The sequence below is a fragment of the Paraburkholderia tuberum STM678 genome (assembly GCF_902833905.1).
GTDB lineage: Bacteria > Pseudomonadota > Gammaproteobacteria > Burkholderiales > Burkholderiaceae > Paraburkholderia > Paraburkholderia tuberum.
This window is the reverse complement of sequence record NZ_CADFGP010000016.1, coordinates 108,069-127,500: the sequence shown is the minus strand read 5'-3', so window position 1 is coordinate 127,500 and position 19,432 is coordinate 108,069. Positions and strand designations below refer to the sequence as shown.

At 59.5% G+C, this 19,432-nt stretch carries 12 protein-coding genes, 2 tRNA genes and 2 rRNA genes (1 of these 16 running past the window's edge); 13 read left to right on the top strand and 3 right to left on the bottom strand.

Annotation, left to right across the window (positions count from 1 at the left end):
* From HWY30_RS16390 to rrf, 4 genes are all read left to right on the top strand, one after another.
* Positions 1–16 (top strand) — tRNA-Ile (locus HWY30_RS16390); it begins 61 nt to the left of the window's first position.
* Positions 17–69: 53 nt separating this feature from the next.
* Positions 70–145 (top strand) — tRNA-Ala (locus HWY30_RS16385).
* Between the two features lie 348 nt (positions 146–493).
* Positions 494–3,375 (top strand): 23S ribosomal RNA (locus tag HWY30_RS16380).
* A gap of 222 nt (positions 3,376–3,597) precedes the next feature.
* Positions 3,598–3,711, top strand: a 5S ribosomal RNA gene (gene rrf, locus HWY30_RS16375).
* Positions 3,712–3,783: 72 nt separating this feature from the next.
* Here rrf and HWY30_RS16370 read toward each other — a convergent pair.
* The 3 genes from HWY30_RS16370 to HWY30_RS16360 form a co-directional block, all read right to left on the bottom strand.
* Positions 3,784–4,866, bottom strand: coding sequence for a lipocalin-like domain-containing protein (locus HWY30_RS16370; protein ID WP_090805908.1), 1,083 nt, complete (start codon positions 4,864–4,866; stop codon positions 3,784–3,786).
* Positions 4,867–5,042: 176 nt separating this feature from the next.
* Positions 5,043–7,622: an FtsX-like permease family protein gene (locus tag HWY30_RS16365; protein WP_090805907.1), complete on the bottom strand. Its 2,580-nt coding sequence runs from the start codon at positions 7,620–7,622 to the stop codon at positions 5,043–5,045.
* The gene (locus HWY30_RS16360; protein ID WP_090805906.1) at positions 7,612–8,343 is read right to left on the bottom strand and encodes an ABC transporter ATP-binding protein; all 732 of its coding nucleotides are present in this window, start codon (positions 8,341–8,343) and stop codon (positions 7,612–7,614) included. The genes HWY30_RS16365 and HWY30_RS16360 overlap by 11 nt, the downstream gene beginning before the upstream one ends.
* A gap of 686 nt (positions 8,344–9,029) precedes the next feature.
* Here HWY30_RS16360 and HWY30_RS16355 point away from each other — a divergent pair.
* From HWY30_RS16355 to HWY30_RS16315, 9 genes are all read left to right on the top strand, one after another.
* On the top strand, positions 9,030–10,586 hold the full coding sequence (locus HWY30_RS16355; RefSeq protein ID WP_090805904.1) for an NADH-quinone oxidoreductase subunit M: 1,557 nt from the start codon (positions 9,030–9,032) through the stop codon (positions 10,584–10,586).
* A gap of 391 nt (positions 10,587–10,977) precedes the next feature.
* Positions 10,978–11,871, top strand: coding sequence for a ubiquinol oxidase subunit II (gene cyoA / locus HWY30_RS16350; protein ID WP_090805903.1), 894 nt, complete (start codon positions 10,978–10,980; stop codon positions 11,869–11,871).
* 3 nt (positions 11,872–11,874) lie between these two features.
* Complete coding sequence (gene cyoB / locus HWY30_RS16345; protein ID WP_090805901.1) at positions 11,875–13,896, top strand: cytochrome o ubiquinol oxidase subunit I; 2,022 nt, start codon at positions 11,875–11,877, stop codon at positions 13,894–13,896.
* Entirely contained in the window at positions 13,896–14,501 is a 606-nt protein-coding gene (cyoC, locus tag HWY30_RS16340; RefSeq protein WP_018425052.1) for a cytochrome o ubiquinol oxidase subunit III, read from the top strand. The genes cyoB and cyoC overlap by 1 nt, the downstream gene beginning before the upstream one ends.
* Positions 14,502–14,843: a cytochrome o ubiquinol oxidase subunit IV gene (cyoD, locus tag HWY30_RS16335; protein ID WP_090805900.1), complete on the top strand. Its 342-nt coding sequence runs from the start codon at positions 14,502–14,504 to the stop codon at positions 14,841–14,843. It abuts the gene before it with no gap.
* Between the two features lie 476 nt (positions 14,844–15,319).
* Positions 15,320–15,724, top strand: coding sequence for a hypothetical protein (locus HWY30_RS16330; protein ID WP_143037189.1), 405 nt, complete (start codon positions 15,320–15,322; stop codon positions 15,722–15,724).
* Between the two features lie 857 nt (positions 15,725–16,581).
* The gene (locus tag HWY30_RS16325; protein WP_143037188.1) at positions 16,582–16,878 is read left to right on the top strand and encodes a hypothetical protein; all 297 of its coding nucleotides are present in this window, start codon (positions 16,582–16,584) and stop codon (positions 16,876–16,878) included.
* A 233-nt stretch (positions 16,879–17,111) separates the two neighbouring features.
* Entirely contained in the window at positions 17,112–17,897 is a 786-nt protein-coding gene (locus HWY30_RS16320; protein WP_090810053.1) for an SDR family NAD(P)-dependent oxidoreductase, read from the top strand.
* Position 17,898: 1 nt separating this feature from the next.
* Positions 17,899–19,431, top strand: coding sequence for an LTA synthase family protein (locus HWY30_RS16315; RefSeq protein ID WP_090805897.1), 1,533 nt, complete (start codon positions 17,899–17,901; stop codon positions 19,429–19,431).
* Position 19,432: the final 1 nt, after the last annotated feature.

Genomic DNA, 19,432 nt, shown 5'->3' with positions numbered 1-19,432 from the left:
CCATCCAGACCCACCAGTGTCTTGTCTGGTGAGCTGAAGGGCTGGGGCCGCTGGAATATCTGTGAGACTGGGGGATTAGCTCAGCTGGGAGAGCACCTGCTTTGCAAGCAGGGGGTCGTCGGTTCGATCCCGTCATCCTCCACCAATCCTCAATGCCAAGGGTTCAGCACGAAGTGATGCTGAGTACTTTGCATTGGCGATTGAGCCAGTCAGAGCGGTATGAGGCACAGGCTTCATACCGGCTGCCGTTCTTTAACAATCAGGAAGAAGTAGTAAAGAGATTCACGAAAGGCACCTGGAGATGGGTGCGGAGTAGGTGAATCAGGGTTGTGATTGTATCGATGTATTTTAAAGGTGATCGAAAGATCGCTTTGGAATACGGCGCAACACGAATACTCAACCTGTAGCGAGTGCGTCTATCCCCTGCGGGGATGGGACCCACGTAAGCGCTAAAGCGCTAGCGTGGGTCGACACAGAGACACACCCGTTATAGGGTCAAGCGAACAAGTGCATGTGGTGGATGCCTTGGCGATCACAGGCGATGAAGGACGCGGTAGCCTGCGAAAAGCTCCGGGGAGCTGGCAAACGAGCATTGATCCGGAGATGTCCGAATGGGGAAACCCACTCCTAATGGAGTATCCGTAGCTGAATCCATAGGCTACGTGAGGCGAACGCGGTGAACTGAAACATCTAAGTAACCGCAGGAAAAGAAATCAACCGAGATTCCCAGAGTAGTGGCGAGCGAAATGGGATCAGCCGGTACACGTTATCTGTATTGTTAGTCGAACGCTCTGGAAAGTGCGGCCATAGCAGGTGATAGCCCTGTAGACGAAAACAGCATGGAAGAACTGGGTGTACGAGAAGTAGGGCGGGACACGTGAAATCCTGTCTGAAGATGGGGGGACCATCCTCCAAGGCTAAATACTCGTGATCGACCGATAGTGAACCAGTACCGTGAGGGAAAGGCGAAAAGAACCCCGGGAGGGGAGTGAAACAGATCCTGAAACCGCATGCATACAAACAGTCGGAGCCTCTGCGAAGGGGTGACGGCGTACCTTTTGTATAATGGGTCAGCGACTTACATTCAGTGGCGAGCTTAACCGATTAGGGCAGGCGTAGCGAAAGCGAGTCCGAACAGGGCGTCCAGTCGCTGGGTGTAGACCCGAAACCAGGTGATCTATCCATGGCCAGGTTGAAGGCACGGTAACACGTGCTGGAGGACCGAACCCACTAACGTTGAAAAGTTAGGGGATGAGCTGTGGATAGGGGTGAAAGGCTAAACAAACCTGGAAATAGCTGGTTCTCTCCGAAAACTATTTAGGTAGTGCCTCGTGTATCACCTTCGGGGGTAGAGCACTGTCATGGTTGTGGGGTCCATTGCGGATTACTACGCCATAGCAAACTCCGAATACCGAAGAGTGCAATCACGGGAGACAGACATCGGGTGCTAACGTCCGGTGTCAAGAGGGAAACAACCCAGACCGCCAGCTAAGGTCCCCAAATATGGCTAAGTGGGAAACGAAGTGGGAAGGCTAAAACAGTCAGGAGGTTGGCTTAGAAGCAGCCACCCTTTAAAGAAAGCGTAATAGCTCACTGATCGAGTCGTCCTGCGCGGAAGATGTAACGGGGCTAAGCCATATACCGAAGCTGCGGATGCACAGTAATGTGCATGGTAGGAGAGCGTTCCGTAAGCCTGCGAAGGTGCACTGGAAAGTGTGCTGGAGGTATCGGAAGTGCGAATGCTGACATGAGTAGCGATAAAGGGGGTGAAAGGCCCCCTCGCCGTAAGCCCAAGGTTTCCTACGCAACGTTCATCGGCGTAGGGTGAGTCGGCCCCTAAGGCGAGGCAGAAATGCGTAGCTGATGGGAAGCAGATTAATATTTCTGCACCATTGTGAAATGCGATGGGGGGACGGATCGCGGAAGGTTGTCCGGGTGTTGGAAGTCCCGGTCCTTGCATTGGAGAAGGCGCTTTGGCAAATCCGGGCGCAGAATTCAAGGGTGCGAGGCGAGCCACTTCGGTGGCGAAGCAACTGGAAGGGGTTCCAGGAAAAGCCTCTAAGCTTCAGTTTCACAGTGACCGTACCGCAAACCGACACAGGTGGGCGAGATGAGTATTCTAAGGCGCTTGAGAGAACTCGGGAGAAGGAACTCGGCAAATTGGTACCGTAACTTCGGGATAAGGTACGCCCTCATAGCCTGACTGGCCTGCGCCAGAAGGGTGAAAGGGTTGCAATAAACTGGTGGCTGCGACTGTTTAATAAAAACACAGCACTCTGCAAACACGAAAGTGGACGTATAGGGTGTGACGCCTGCCCGGTGCCGGAAGATTAAATGATGGGGTGCAAGCTCCTGATTGAAGTCCCGGTAAACGGCGGCCGTAACTATAACGGTCCTAAGGTAGCGAAATTCCTTGTCGGGTAAGTTCCGACCTGCACGAATGGCGTAACGATGGCCACACTGTCTCCTCCCGAGACTCAGCGAAGTTGAAGTGTTTGTGATGATGCAATCTCCCCGCGGCTAGACGGAAAGACCCCATGAACCTTTACTGCAGCTTTGCATTGGACTTTGAACCGGTCTGTGTAGGATAGGTGGGAGGCTATGAAGTTGGGACGCCAGTCTCAATGGAGCCGTCCTTGAAATACCACCCTGATCTGTTTGAGGTTCTAACCTTGGCCCGTGATCCGGGTCGGGGACAGTGCATGGTAGGCAGTTTGACTGGGGCGGTCTCCTCCCAAAGTGTAACGGAGGAGTACGAAGGTACGCTAGGTACGGTCGGAAATCGTGCTGATAGTGCAATGGCATAAGCGTGCTTGACTGTGAGACTGACAAGTCGAACAGGTGCGAAAGCAGGTCATAGTGATCCGGTGGTTCTGTATGGAAGGGCCATCGCTCAACGGATAAAAGGTACTCTGGGGATAACAGGCTGATACCGCCCAAGAGTTCATATCGACGGCGGTGTTTGGCACCTCGATGTCGGCTCATCTCATCCTGGGGCTGTAGCCGGTCCCAAGGGTATGGCTGTTCGCCATTTAAAGAGGTACGTGAGCTGGGTTTAAAACGTCGTGAGACAGTTTGGTCCCTATCTGCCGTGGGCGCTGGATATTTGAAGGGGGCTGCTCCTAGTACGAGAGGACCGGAGTGGACGAACCTCTGGTGTACCGGTTGTCACGCCAGTGGCATCGCCGGGTAGCTATGTTCGGAAGAGATAACCGCTGAAAGCATCTAAGCGGGAAACTCGCCTTAAGATGAGATATCCCCGGGGCTTCGAGCCCCTTGAAGGGTCGTTCAAGACCAGGACGTTGATAGGTCAGGTGTGCACGTACAGTAATGTACTGAGCTAACTGATACTAATTGCCCGTAAGGCTTGATCCTATAACAGGTGTGTCTCGACCCGCGGTAGTGCTTCAGCACTTACGCGGGTCCGATCCCCGAAGGGGATTTGTGTGACCTCCCGCGGGAGCTCACAGAAACGCACGGTTGGGATTCAGTGTTGTGCCAGAAACAACACAACCCCCNCGAATCCTTTACGCTTCTTCCCGATTGGCTGTGGCGCAACCGGTTGACTCCAACCCTGCGACGCAGCAACCCGTCATGCCTGATGACCATAGCGAGTCGGCCCCACCCCTTCCCATCCCGAACAGGACCGTGAAACGACTCCACGCCGATGATAGTGCGGATTGCCCGTGTGAAAGTAGGTAATCGTCAGGCTCCTCCCCAGTCAGAAACCCCACCCGCCGCGGTGGGGTTTTTGCGTTTACGTGGCCGACTTTGCGCGCTTCACTACTTTCCGATCCGCAACGCATCCGCGTAACCCGTCAGTTCCAGATAGGCTCGCCCTACATCCGCATTCTGTTGACTCACCCGTACCGCGCCTTCCCAATACACGGCACCGGTCGACTGTCGTGAGTCGAGTTCCTGATCGTCCATCAGCGGATCGAGTTGCCATGTCAGCGTTCCCGCTCTAACCGTCATCGAGACCGGATACGAAGTATTCGTGTGCGGCGAGCGCCACATGCGACGCGGCGTGAAGTCGACTTCACCGGGGTCGAAATTCGTTACCTGACCATCGGGTCTGCGAAGCGTGGCGTGGGCCCATATTGCATGTCCGTCGCGGCTGCGGATCTTGAATGCCATTAGCGCCGAGCCGTCCGTCAAATTGGCGCCGAGCCAATCCCATCCGACCGCATTGGCGTCGAGCAACGTGCTCGACCACTCGTGATCGAGCCATGCGGTCCCCGTCACTGCTGCATCGCGCGTCGTGTCGTTTTCACCTCCGGCTGGGCGCACCACAGTGCCCGTCACGCGGAGTTGCGGTTCGCTGTAGTAATAGCTCGCCTGTTCGGGCCGCGGTCCTTTGCGGGAGTAACCGCGCTCGCCCTGAATCAGCGGAGGCTGCGTTGGCGTGAGTTGGAGGTGTAGCGAGAATCCACTTGCATCGGCGGTGACGTCGTAGTGGCCGTCCGCGGCGCGAATCATTTTCCAGGCGTCGAGTTTGACGTCGGTGTTGGCGGTCTTCGCGTAGGCGAGCCCGAGACCCTGCCGAGCGATGCGTTGATCGTGAACGAGGTGTCCGATGGCCGGATCGCTCAGCGCAGCGTGCGCGATGATCAGTTGCGACGGGGCGAAATCGCTTGGATCGGCGGCATCGTGACCAGTCGCCGTTCGAAAGAACGTGATCTGGAATCCGAGCGGTCGGTTGTCGGGCGTCGTAAGCCAGCCTGTCGCGTACCACCATTCGGTGCGGAAAGCCGGATGAGCACCGCTGTCCCGCGGAAACGAGATCGGATGGTCTGGCGTGACTGCCGCGAAGGCGACCGGGGTGGATCCAGTGGAGTCGCTACTAGCGGCAAAAGAGGGCGACACAGCGGCTACGCCAATCCAAAGTAGCCCTCGGAAAAAAAGCTGAAGGCGCCGTGGAGGTGACCCGCCGTGTCGGCGCGCGATGCACGTCGCGCAGCCATCAAGCGCAGAGCAAACCTCGCGAATGGCCGCGCTATCCCAGATCAACCGAATTTTCCACGCACGCCGCGCAACTGGCATCACCAGTCCTCCTTCACCGCGCGCACTGCATCCACCGACACCGCGCCGCGTCCCGCGACTACCGCCGTCGTACACGACAGCACCAGCATTACCAAGGCGACTGTGCCCAGCACGAACCACGGTACATGCAGCGACATGCTCCAGTGAAACGACTGCGGATTGACGACGAACACGAGAATCAGGCTGATCGCGAAACCAAGCGCGAAACCGAGCGCAATGCCGCATGCGGTGAGCAGACCGCCCTCCGAAGCGAGGATCGCGAGAATCTGCGCGCGCGTCACGCCGACGTGGCGCAACATCCCGAACTCACGGGCGCGCGCGAGCGTCTGCGCGGAAAACGTCGCTGCGACGCCGAACAATCCGATCACGATCGCCACCGCCTCGAGCAGATACGTGACCGCGAAACTGCGATCGAAGATCACCAGCGTGCGCGCACGGATCTCGCCCGGTTGCGACACCTCGAGCGAAGCGCCGAACGGCAGCGCCTTCAAACTTGCGACGACGCGTTCGACACTCACGCCCGGCTCGACGGTCACGGCGACATCGGTTGCGGTGGAGTCGCCTGTCAGCCGCCGATAATCGGCAAGCCGTATCTGGATCGCGCCGCTCTGTCGCGCGTAGTCGCGCCAGACGCCGGCTACGACGAACGTCTGGCCATGCTCGCCGAGCGACAACCGCACACGTTGACCTAACTCATACCCATACAGGTCGATCATTGCTTCGGAGACCCAAATAGGTATGTCGCCGGCGCGAAGCGCGGACGGCGGCAGCACCGCGCCGGTCATCTGCAGAGTCGCGCCCGGATCGGTCGCGTCGATTTCGCGGGCGAGCAGCGCGACGTCCGGGCGCGCGGGATCGAGCGTCAGATGTGTGATGCGCGCGAACGCGGCGTTGCCGATGCCGGGCACCGTCGCGATGCGTGTCTGTTCGTCGGGCCGCAAGCCGCCACTGTCGCCGCTATTGCCACCCGACGCTACGCGCACGTACAGATCGGCGGACAGCAGATGCGTGATCCAGTCGTCGACAGACACGCGGAAGCTGGCCACCATGATCGCCATCGCGACGATCAGCGCGAAGCTCGACAGCACGCCGCCCATCGCGATCGACGCCTGCCCCGGCGCATTCGCGAGACGCGCAATCGCGAGCGTGCCCGTCGCGCCCGCGCGGCGTCGCGTGCCGCGCGCGCGGCCTGCCGCGCCGAATATCAGCGCGGTCACGCGCGGCATCAGCGCAATGCCGCCGACGAGCAGCAACGCGACCGCCAGATAACCGGCGATCGGCGCATCGAACCACGGCGGCACGCGCGTCAGCGCAGCGGCCGCCAGCAAACAGCCGAACGCCGGCCACGGCGTGGCGAGCCGCGCCAATGCGCTTTCCTCGGCACCGGCCTTGAGTGCCGGGGCAGGCCGTGCGCGCGCCGCGTCGATAGCGGGCGCGACGCTGCCCAACACCGACACCGCGACCCCAAGCGCGAGAAACACCGCGCTCGCGAGCGGCTCGAAACCGACTCGCGGTTGCACGCCCGGAAAATAGCCGCCGCCGAGATCGCTGCCGAAGAAGCGCAGCGCACCGCTGGCCATCGCGTAGCCGAGCGCAAGTCCACACAACGAGCCGAGCAACCCGAGCAGCGCGCCTTCAAGCAGGATCTGCCGCAATAGCTGAGCTCGCGTGAGCCCGAGCACGCGCAGCATCGCGAATTGCGATCGGCGTCGCACGACACCGAGTGCCTGAGTCGAAAACACGAGGAACGCGCCCGTGAACAGCGCGACCAGCGCGAGCACGTTCATGTTGATCCGGTAAGCACGCGACAGGCGATCGGTGCGGCTCTCAGTGTCGCGCGTCTCGGCGACTACCCATGTGCTGCCGAGCTGCTGTTGCAGATCGCGTTTGAAGCGTTGCCGATCGACGCCGCGTGCGAGTTGCACGTCAACGCGCGTCAGCTTGCCCACCTTGCCGAATCGCCATTGCGCGGCGGCGATGTCCATCACCGCGAGCCGTTGACCCGGCCGCGTGCGCACGAGCCCGCCCGCGACGCGCAGATGCAGATCCGACGTACCGATGCGTAGCGTGACGTCGTCGCCGGTCTTGACGTTCAGCCATTGCTGCGCGGCCGTCGACAGAAATATCGCATCGGAGGCGAGCGTGTCGAACGGGCGATCAGGCGAGGGCACGCCGATCAGATCGGGCGTGATCGACCTCGCCTTGAAGACGTCGATGCCGAGAACGGGCAGTGCACCGGTGCGGCCCGGCACCCCGACGTCGAGCGCGAGCACGGGACTCGCCAGCACCACGCCCGGTTCGTTGGCGAGTCGCGGATAAAGGGACTCGTCGACGAAAGGCTGCGCGCCGCGCACCTGCAGATCCGCTTCGCCTGACAGACTGCGCGCGGCCGCCGAGAATTCGTTGAAGGCGGCGCTGTTGATCAATTGCACCGCGTAGCCGAGCGCGACGCCTAGCGCGATCGTCGCGATGGCGACGAGTGCGCGTCCGCGATGACTGCGCCATTCCGCGACCATCAGCCAGCGCGCGAGAACACGATATCCCGGCGCGCGCGGCAGTGGACGAAGGTCAACGGCCATGGTGGGTCGAGCGGGCCGCGGCGTGCGCGACGTTCGCGGCCTTATCGCGCGCGCCATGCAAGTCGCCGTCGCTCAGGATCAACACGCGGTCGGCCACGGCGGCCGCGGCCTCGGAATGCGTGACCATGATCGTCGCCGCGCCGGTCGCCTTGCATTGCGCGCGGAACAGGCCGAGCACGTCGCGCGCGGTGGCAGGGTCGAGGTTGCCGGTCGGTTCGTCGGCGAGAAGCAGCGTCGGACGATGCACGAGTGCGCGTGCAATGGCTACACGCTGCAATTCGCCGCCGGAGAGATCGCGCGGAAAGTCGTCGCCGCGTCCGCCGAGGCCGACCGCCGCGAGCATGTCGAGCGCGGCGGCCGTCGGTAGATCATTGAGCAGCAGTGGCAGCGCGACGTTCTGCGCGAGCGTCAGATGCGGCAGCACGTGAAACGCCTGGAACACGAAGCCGAGCTTCTGGCGCCGCAGTCGCGTCGCGGCGTTGTCGTCGAGTTGTTCGACCGGGCGTCCGTCGATTAGCACGCTGCCGCTATCGGCGCGGTCGAGCCCAGCGATCAGGTTGAGCAATGTCGACTTGCCGACGCCCGAATCGCCCATGATCGCGACGAACTCGCCCGCAGCGAGTGTGAAGTCGAGCTGCGCGAGCACGATGCGGCCGGTGCCGTACCGCTTGCTCAGGCCGCGGCATTCGAGTGCGGGTACGACGTCGTCACGAAGCGCCATGCGAGGAGGTCCGGAAAAGGAGTCGGGCGAGGGGAGCCCGTTGCGCGAATTGAGTGTGCCTCGCCGCGCGAGTTTCTGCAGCAGTTACCATTGCGCGGCGCTGGTCTGCGTAAGGAAAACGGAAGATTCGTGCGCCTGGAGTGGAACATTTTCAGCGCACCTTGATCGAGGCGCGCGGCACCGCTAGCGACCTCCTCGCCGGTCGGCTTAGACCGCTCGCACAAAAATTTTTTTATCGCCGACGAGGCAAATTTTTGTTTGGTTGCCGCTCGTCCGCGGCCGTCAAAAAGCACTCGACAGCACGATCCGTTCCAGTCGAACCAGCCCCATAAACAGCGAATGCCTAACAGCGGCCAACCTCCGGCTAATTGCCAGCTTTTGCTGCCAAACTGCCAAGGCCTAACGACGCCTTTGTAACAATGTGCAAGCGCACATTTCGATCCATTTTGCAAGCGCCCACGTTGCAACAATGTATTGTGGCGCGGATTTCGCGGCTGTTGCGATGCAAAATTATTCTTATCTTGGTAATCTCCCACCCTTGGTCAGTCGGCTGCGGGTAAACGTGTAGCGGGAATCCCCGCCACGCGTCAATTTCAGCGAACTACAACTTACATTTCCATTTCAATGTCTGCTTGTTTCAGGGGGCGTTGACGCGGCGTTTTGTACTTCAAGTTTTGACAGAGCACATGCCATTGCCTCTCCTAAGTCTTCTCATCTGGATCCCCATCGTCGCCGGGTTCGTGGTTCTGCGCGCCGGGTCGGACACGGCGCGTAATCGCACACGCTGGCTCGCGCTGATCGGCGCGGTGGCGGGTTTCTTGCCGGTGATCCCGCTCGTGACGAGTTTCCGTAACGACGTGACCTCGATGCAGTTCGTCGAGAACGTCCGCTGGTCGCCGACGTTCGATATCGCATGGCATGTGGGAATCGACGGGATTTCGCTGTGGCTCGTCGCGCTGACCGCGCTGACGACGATCATCATCGTGATCGCATCGTGGGAGTCGATCACGCAGCGCACCGCGCAGTACTTCGGCGCGTTCCTGATGCTGTCGGGCTTCATGCAGGGTGTGTTCACGTCCCTCGACGGCATGATGTTCTTCATTGCGTTCGAGGCGACGCTGATCCCGCTGTATCTGCTGATCGGCACCTACGGTCACAAGAACCGCACGTACGCGGCGGTGAAGTTCTTCTTCGTGTCGTTCCTCGGCTCGCTGATGATGCTGATGTCGCTGCTCTATCTGTATAGCCTGACGCACAGCTTCGACCTCGCCGTGTGGCGCGAAGCGCACCTCGACATGGTGCCGCAGGCGCTGATCTTCCTCGGCTTTCTTGCCGCGTTCGGCGTGAAGGTGCCGATGTGGCCGCTGCACACGTGGCTGCCCGACGTGCACCTCGACGGCCCGACGGGCGCCGCGGTGATGATCGGCATGCTGAAGATCGGCGGTTACGGTCTGCTGCGTTTCGCGCTGCCGATCGCGCCGCAAGCGAGCCATTTCTTCGCGCCGATGATGATCACGCTGTCGCTCGTCGCGGTGATCTATTCGAGCCTGCTCGCACTCGTGCAGACCGACATGCGCCGCCTGCTCGCGTATTCGACGGTCGCGCATATGGGCCTCGTCACGCTCGGTCTGTTCGTTTTCAACCGCTTCGGCCAGTCCGGCGCAATCGTGCAGATGATCTCGTACGGCGTGGTGTCCGGCGCGATGCTGTTGTGCACCGGCATGCTCTACGACCGCACGAAATCCGCGTCGATCGCCGAATACGGCGGCGTCGCCAACACGATGCCGCGCTTTGCGGCTTTCGTGATGCTGTTCTCCATGGCCAACATCGGTCTGCCGGGCACGTCGGGTTTCGTTGGCGAATTCATGGTGCTGATGGGCGCGATCCGCTTCAACTTCTGGATCGGTGCGATCGCCGCGACCACCCTGATTCTGAGCGCGGCCTACACGCTGTGGATGTACAAGCGCGTGATCTTCGGTGCGATTGCCAACGCGCGCGTCGCGAAGCTGAAGGACCTCGGCAAGCGCGAGTTCGCGCTGCTCGGTGCGTTGGCGCTGCTGGTGCTTGCGATCGGTCTCGACCCGAAGCCGTTCACCGATGCGATCGATCCGTCGGTCGCCACGCTGCTCGCACAATCGGAACGCTCGGCGCTGCCTTCGGACTCCGTGCCGACGGAGGGCGGCGAGCATCTGCAGGCAGCGGCGCCCGGACCGGTTCCCGTCGCTACGCAGACTCCGGGTTAAAAGAACAGAGCGCAAGAGTCGTTGTCGCATCCGCGCGTCAGGATGCGGCGACGCTCTTGCGCTTTTGCGCGTCGTTATCAATCCCTTTGTGAATGCATGCGTGTTGCAGTACGTCGAAAACCGCTGCGCGTCCAGCGATTTTTAGCGCTTGTTTCAGGGGACTTTTGCGATGCGTCAGCTTTTCGATGCTTCGTTTCGAAGCGTCGCAAACGACGCTGGTGAATAGGGTGCGCGGGGAAATGCGGCAACGTGTCGCACTGCGTCGCGACGCAATAGTTCGTTGCTAAATCGAGTGTTTATTAGCATCCGATGCCCCCCTATTATGCGAGCGCTTATTAATGGAGAGCCGTCGAATGACGTTCGTTGAAGTCAAAAAAACGAGGCAGTGGATATGAAAGGACGGACGCTGAGAAGGCCGGCAAGTTTCATTTCCGCCAGCCTCATGTTGCTGCTTTCGGGTTGCAGCAACCTCGATATTCTGAATCCGAAGGGGCGTGTGGGACTCGCGGAGCGTGATCTGATCGCGACTTCGGTGTGGGCCATGCTGATCGTCGTGGTGCCGGTCATTCTGATGACACTGTTTTTCGCGTGGCGTTACCGCGCATCGAACAGCAACGCCGAATACCGTCCGGGTTGGACGCATTCCACCGCGATCGAAATCGCCGTCTGGACCATTCCGGCGCTGATCGTTTTGTTTCTCGCCGTGTTGACGTGGAAGAGCACGCATGAGCTCGATCCGTATCGTCCGCTCGAGTCGCAGGTCAAACCGATCAACGTCGAAGTCGTCGCGCTCGACTGGAAGTGGCTATTCATTTATCCGGACCTCGGCATCGCGTCGGTGAACCAGCTCGCGATCCCGGTCGGCACGCCGGTGAACTTCCGGATCACGTCGGACACGGTGATGAACTCGTTCTTCATCCCGCAGCTGGGCGGCCAGATCTATGCGATGGCGGGCATGCAGACGCGCCTGCACCTGATCGCCGATCACGCCGGCGACTACGCGGGCACCTCGGCAAACTTCAGCGGCAAGGGCTTCTCGGACATGAAGTTCCGCACGCTCGCGACGTCGCCTGAAGACTTCAATGCCTGGGTTGCGAAGGTCCGCGCTTCGTCGGACCGCCTCGACATGGACCGCTACCACGCGGTGTCCGAGCCGAGCGAAAAGGACCCGGTGCGGTACTTCTCGACGGTCGATCCGAAGCTCTTCAACAACATCATTGCCCGCTACAACAACGGCAACGTCATCGACAACATGAAAGACGCCAACTGCGCGCCTAAGGGGTAACTCATGTTCGGAAAACTAACTCTCGATGCGATTCCGTATCACGAGCCCATCATCGTTACGGCGGGCGCCGGTATGGTGCTCGCGGCGCTGGCGGTGCTAGGCGGAATCACGTATTTCGGCAAATGGCGCTACTTGTGGAGCGAATGGCTGACGTCCGTCGACCATAAGAAGATCGGTGTCATGTACATCGTCGTTGCGTTCATCATGCTGCTGCGCGGCTTCGCCGACGCGATCATGATGCGTATGCAGCTGGCGCTGTCGTACCTGAGCCCGGGCTTTTTGCCACCGCATCACTACGACCAGGTCTTCACCGCGCACGGCGTCATCATGATCTTCTTCATGGCGATGGCGTTCATGATCGGTTTGATGAACATCGTCGTGCCGCTGCAGATCGGCGCGCGCGACGTCGCGTTCCCGTTCATCAACTCGCTGAGCTTCTGGATGACGGCAGTCAGCGCGATCCTGATCAACATCTCGCTGGTGATCGGTGAATTCGCACAGACGGGCTGGCTCGCTTATCCGCCGTTGTCGGAATTGCAGTTCAGCCCTGGCGTAGGCGTCGACTATTACCTGTGGAGCCTGCAGATCTCTGGTATCGGCACGTTGCTGACCGGTGTGAACTTCTTCGTGACGATCGTGAAGATGCGCGCTCCGGGCATGTCGTGGATGAAGGTGCCGGTGTTCACGTGGACCTCGTTGTGCGCGAACGTGCTGATCATGGCGTCGTTTCCGATCCTGACCGTCACGCTCGCGCTGCTCGGTCTGGACCGCTACCTCGGCATGCACTTCTTCACGAACGATGCCGGCGGCAACGCGATGCTGTACCTGAACCTGATCTGGGCATGGGGTCACCCCGAGGTGTACATCCTGATCCTGCCGGCGTTCGGTATCTTCTCGGAAGTGGTCGCGACCTTCGCTAAAAAGCCGCTGTTCGGCTACAAGACGATGGTATGGGCGACCTGCGCGATCATGGTGCTGTCGTTCCTCGTGTGGCTGCACCACTTCTTCACGATGGGTTCGGGCGCGGACGTGAACGCGTTCTTCGGCATCGCGACGATGGTGATTTCGATTCCGACCGGCGTCAAAGTGTTCAACTGGCTGTTTACGATCTACAAGGGCCGTCTGAAATTCACGACGCCGGTTCTGTGGACGATCGGCTTCATCATCACTTTCACGATCGGCGGTATGACCGGTGTGATGCTGGCGATTCCGGGCGCGGACTTCATGCTGCACAACAGCCTGTTCCTGATCGCTCACTTCCATAACGTAATTATCGGTGGCGTGCTGTTCGGCTATCTGGCCGGCTTCAACTACTGGTTCCCGAAGGCGTTCGGCTTCAAGCTGAACGAGAAGCTCGGCAAGGCCGCGTTCTGGTTCTGGCAGATCGGCTTCTGGGTTGCGTTCACGCCGCTGTACGTGCTCGGCTTCATGGGCATGACGCGTCGTCTGAACCACTACGACAACCCGACCTGGCATCCGTGGCTGATCGCCGCTGCGTTCGGCGCGGTGCTGATCGCGATCGGTATCGCTTGCCAACTGCTGCAACTGGTCGTCAGCATCCGCGATCGCAACCTGAAGGAAAACCGCGACCTCACGGGCGATCCGTGGGACGGTCATACGCTGGAATGGGCGACGAGTTCGCCGCCGCCGGCTTATAACTTCGCGCACATCCCGGACGTCCGCTCGCTCGACGCGTTCACCGAAATGAAGTCGCGCAAGGGCGGTGTGAAAGTGCCGGCGTATCGCGACATTCACATGCCGTCGAATACGTCCGCGGGTCTGTTGGTGGGTCTGTTCTCGCTGGTGCTCGGTTTTGCCGGTGTGTGGCACATCTGGTGGCTTGCGATCGTTGGCGCGGTCGGCGCGATCGCCACCGTGATCATCTACAGCTTCATGGACAACGACGGCTATTACATTCCTGCCGACACTGTTGCGCTGATTGAAGAGAATCGCAACGGCGGTGCTGGTGCCGTGGCCGGTGTCGGCGCAAGCGCCGGCAAGCAGGTCGCGCTGGAGGTGGACTGATGTTACAGAAGACAATTGCGGTTGAGCCGCAACTCGCGCCGGACCATGTGCCGTCGCACTCGGTGTTCGGTTTCTGGCTGTACCTGATGACCGACTGCATCATCTTCGCGGCGCTGTTCGCGGTGTTCGCGGTGATGAGCCACCAGTTCGCGGGCGGTCCGAGCGGCAAGGACCTGTTCGAGATTCCGGGCGTCGCACTTGAAACGACGATGCTGCTGCTCTCGAGTATCACGTACGGCTTCGCGATGCTCGGCGCGCACAAGAACCGCAAGGGCGTGCTGCTCGGCTGGCTCGGCGTGACGTTCCTGCTGGGCCTCGCGTTCCTCGTGCTGGAAATGCGCGAGTTCTCGCACCTGATCGCCGAAGGCGCGGGTCCGAGCCGCAGCGCGTTCCTGTCGTCGTTCTTCACGCTGGTCGGCACGCACGGCCTGCACGTGACGTTCGGCCTGATCTGGATGGTCGTGCTGGCGCTGCAGGTGATGCGTCATCGCGACCTGACCGAACGCGACATGATCCGTCTGACGTGCCTGAGCCTTTTCTGGCACTTCCTCGACGTCGTGTGGATCGGCGTTTTCACCTTTGTCTATCTTGCGAGCGTGATCTAAATGGACCATAGTCATAGCGCCCATGGCGCACACTCGGAAGGCGGTCACGGCAGCTTCGGCAGCTATACGGCGGGCTTCGTGCTTTCCGTCATTCTGACCGTCGCGGCCTTCGCGATCGTGATGACCGGCACGTTGACGGGCCAGAGTGCGTTACTCGCAATCGCGGGTCTCGCGTTCGTGCAGATCCTCGTGCATCTGGTGTTCTTCCTGCACATGAACACGTCGTCGTCGCAGCGCTGGAACGTGACGGCGTTTGCGTTCACCGTGCTGACCGCTGTTATCGTGGTTGGCGGGACGTTGTGGGTGTTGCATAACGTCAGCATGAATATGATGTCGCGCTAAGCGGATAACGCTTTAGCGTCAAAAGAGAAGCCCCGTAAGAATGAAAGTTCTTGCGGGGCTTTTGTCATGTACGCCTGGAATCGGCGCATTCCTGCTGGTGCAAGTCTCGCCATAAGCTGGTCACGGCGGACGAAGTGAAGCGCAACCGCAGGAGGGTGACCGGGTGACGAGACCCGACGTGGAGCGTGAATCGCGAGACGATGAGCAAAAACCGTATGGAAGGCGATGTCCACCTTTCGCTTCCAACTCGTGGTATCTCCGGAGGCCGGGGTACCCGTTGCGACCGCGTGCCGACTCGACGGTCAGAAAAGACATGATCGATCTGATCCGCGACCTTGGCGCGGCATGATTCGGGTGTCGGCACAGCCTGGTCAAATCACATACGTCCACGGGCTATCGGCGCGGGGGCATGACGGCACTTGGCACGCGATAGCATCGGAATACCGCATAACCCGGAAACTCAACGTGCAGTTAAGATGAAGCCAATTCAATTTGAAACATTGGCAGGTTGGAACAAGGAGGATATTCCAATGACGTCTCTACTTGACTGGTTCGCGGCGGCAAGGTGGCGCATGTCCCTGTCTCACTGTCTGGAAGGGTTGCTGGTGCAGATACCGGTTGGGCTACTGTTCGACTTCCGAATTGGAGCCCTTGCCGTAATCGTCTGGTATTGGTCGCGCAAAAAACTCGAGTGTGAACTCGAAACCTTGGATAAGGAAGAATTGCTTGCTTTCGAGTCGCACGCTTACACCTGGGCGATTGGCTGGCTCCCATGGCACTGGGACGCCTACAAAGTACTAGATCTGTTGCTGCCGGCGCTGTCCGCGATGCTGATCGCCATGGCCATGCATGGTTACAGAGGACCTGTTTCGCTGTTTTAGGTGCGGGTCCTATATGTATCGTTGAGAAAGAAATTCGTGCCGAAAGAAGAAGCTATTGCGGTGTACTGGACGTCGGGCGAGGGTACCTGCCATAAGCCATTGAAACAAGCGGTGACGCTGTCCTGCGCGTGCCGAAAGCGGGACGGCTTTGAGTGTGCATGTCGATTCGTGCGCACATGCAACTGTGGGCACCCAACGAAAGCCGCCACGCCGGCGTGTCTCGATCGCATTCCTGTAGCTCTTCTCTGCGTGAAGTGCATTTGATCGCGACCTCGTCTTGCCATGTCTTGACGCGCACGCGCAGAACGAAACCAACGACAACTGGGGCTAACGCTGTAGTTTAATTGTATTCGTGCCTGCGCCTCCAGGGGCCAACTCGCCGATGGAGTCCACGCGGGAAACTCAGTCGAGGTCAAGCGCGAACATCGGCACGGGCACCTCCCAATTACTCCGGCGCCAATAGGCACTGGATGATCATCAAGATAACGCACGTGGGATCGGATACGTAGATCGTCGCTCCACGAGTGGAAACCGGCCTCGAGGTAAGCCGAATCGATCGCGCTGGCGCAGACGATCGACGTCCTCTGCAAACAGTGCGAGAGACGCGATCAACCATCGAGAGTGCGGCGAGCGTGGCGGACGTCTATCGTATGGATGGCGAACGAACGAATCGGATCGAAACAGGTGTTGCGCTTCAGATTTGAGGCCGCCAACCTATTTTAACAATTGTCCCAATTGAACTATTTTCGCTTCATTTGAGCATGACCAAACGTTTGCGGTGCTGGCTTGTTACGGAAATTCAGGTGCCATTTTGAAAAATAAACTTTGTACTTTGCGAACTACTGCATTGATCTTCAGTGGAAAAGCCTGCCAATGGCTACTGGCAAAGCCGGACAGTTGAAGATGCAGATATTTGCGACGCAGGCAAGAAGAAATTTTTTACCGCTCACGCGAGGGCGGCGATCGATTGGGATCGTAACAACTGGAAATTTTCCGTCTGTTGTGAAGACGCGACTCTTACAGAAATATTCGTCAACTGTAATGGTACGAAAGAATCTTCCTGCGCTAATATTCGGCCGGCGCTTACAAGCTTGCCATTTCGTCTCTTTCAGTACGTCTCTTCGCTCGGCACTATCCGTGTTGCGCTGGATTGAATGTTCCCGTGTCGTCGCTAGAGGACGGTGAAAGGATCGGCGCGGCAAGAGCGGACGTTCCGACTTCAAAGTTTTGATTGGCTCAAATCGACGTTAGCGGAAACAGTGGTTGTCCGGCCTCGCATGTCTTCAATGAAGGTCTGCGCGTTTTAGTCCGTGCGACCACTGCAAAGAAGCAAATAAATCCATTCACAGACCGTGGCAAAACAATATTGCTTGAGATCGGGGGGAGAGTGAGAACGAGTGTGCCGTGTGTAGTCGTTATCACTGGCGGTAGTGCCGGACTCGGGCGTGCGCTGGCCTTAAGCTATTGCGCGCCCGGTATCACGCTAGGGTTAATCGGAAGAAACGCTGAACGTCTCGAGGACGTTGCCGAGGCGTGTCGCGCGCGCGGCGCCGAGGTCGTGGTTGGCAGCGTGGACGTCCGTGATGCAGCGGCGCTTCAGGCGTGGATCTTCGATTTCGACTCGCGACATCCAATCGACTTGCTGATTGCCAATGCCGGCGTTGCCAGCACACTCCGCTCACCTGACGACTGGGAAGGCGTTAGTCGGACTGCCGAAGTCGTCGATACCAATCTCTACGGTGCTTTGCACGCAGTGCTGCCTTCCATCGAGCGCATGCGGAATCGGCGGCGCGGCCAGATCGCGATTGTCAGTTCGCTCGCCGGATTGAGGGGGATGGCAATCTCGCCGGCCTATTGCGTGAGCAAGGCCGCGCTCGTGGCGTACTGCGATTCCGTGCGTCCGGTTCTCGCGCGCGACCATATTGGAATTTCAGTCGTGATGCCCGGCTTCGTGCGAACTGGGATGAGCGACGTTTTTCCTGGCAACAAGCCCTTCATATGGAGCGCCGAAAAGGCCGCCTTGTTTATCAAGAAGCGCCTGACTCGGCGCCGCGTGGAAATCGCTTTTCCTTTCAGTTTGACGCTCGGCCTCAAGTTACTACGCCTGTTGCCAGCGGCTGTCGGTGACGCAATCCTGGGTCTCCTGTTTCAGATCCCTCGTCGGAATATGTGAAGTGCCGCACGGTATTATGATCGCGGCCGCCATGGTCGCATGCTCCTTCGCCGTTGAAGCGATCTCTGTCACAAGATCGTCGCTCCGTAGGCCGCCTGTCGCGCTGATGCTGCATCTGGCGGCGCTCGCTGCCGTGACGGCAGGTTGCATCGCACTGACGGGGCGGCCGTTATTTTCGATGGGCGTCGCGTTCGTGTTGATTGGCTTGCTCGCGGTCGTCGGCAACGCCAAATACGCCTCGCTGCGCGAACCGCTGGTCTTCAGCGACCTGAGCCTTTTCAGCCAGGTCTTCTCGCATCCGCGCCTTTATTTGCCGTTTCTTGGTTTTGGCAAGCTCATCATCGTGCTCGTCGGAATAGGAGCAGCGGCGGGGGCGTTCATTGCCGAACGTCCCGTGGCGCTGAGGCAAAGATGGGCTGAGGCCGTCGTCGCATTGATTTGTCTACCAGTGTGCATCGCGCTTTCTCGTCGCTTGCCGCTCACGCTGCAACCCTTTTCGGACCAGCGCCGATTCGGTTTTTTCTCGGCGTCCGCTGCCTATTTGATCAACGGATTGAGCAGTGCGCAACGGCGCGCGTTCACTCGCGCCGAAGGTAACAGCCCGTTTTCGGTCGGACGCCCAGACGTTCATCCGGACGTCATCGTCATTCAAAGCGAGTCGTATTTCGACGCCCGCCGGCTCGGCGAATGCGTGTCTGGCGAGCCCTACGCGCACTTCGATCGCGCAAAACGCGAGTCGTTCGAGCAAGGCGAATTGTCCGTGCCGGCCTGGGGCGCGAATACGATGCGCAGCGAATTCGCCATGCTCACTGGCCTGACCTCGGTCGAACTTGGATACGCGCGCTTTTATCCGTATATGTTCGTGCGCCGGGCGTGCGCGTCGCTGGCGGGTTATTTCCGGCGCGGAGGATATCGCACGGTGGCCCTGCATCCGTACCACGCTAACTTCTTTGGCCGTCGACGGGCATTCGCGCACATGCACTTCGACCGCTTTCTGGACATTGAGCATTTCGAAAGTGCGTCTCGTGTGGGGCCATACGTTGGGGATCTTGCGGTAGCGGACAAGCTCATCGCCCTCCTGCAGGCCAGTGATGACAAACCGCTGTTTGCGTTTGCGATCACGATGGAAAATCACGGCCCTTTGCATCTGGAGACGGTTTCCCCTGGGGAGTCCTCATCGCGGCACACGCTAGGCGACGACGCACGCTGGCTCGACCTGACCGCGTACCTTCGGCATGTGGAAAACGCGGACGCGATGATCGGCAGGTTGACCGACTATCTGCGCGGGCGTAATCGGCCGACGGTCCTGTGTTTTTATGGCGATCACGTTCCTGCGATGTCTTCCGTATTCGATGCGCTCGAAACGGAACCGACGAACAGTGATTACTTTATTTGGCGCAATTTCGGAAGCGACATCGGCAAGCGCCGAGATGTTGGTGTCGAGACTCTCGGTTCCACGATACAGCGCGCGATGATGCCTGCCGATGGTGGCGACACCGACTCGCGAAACGAATTGCAGCACATGCCGGCATGAT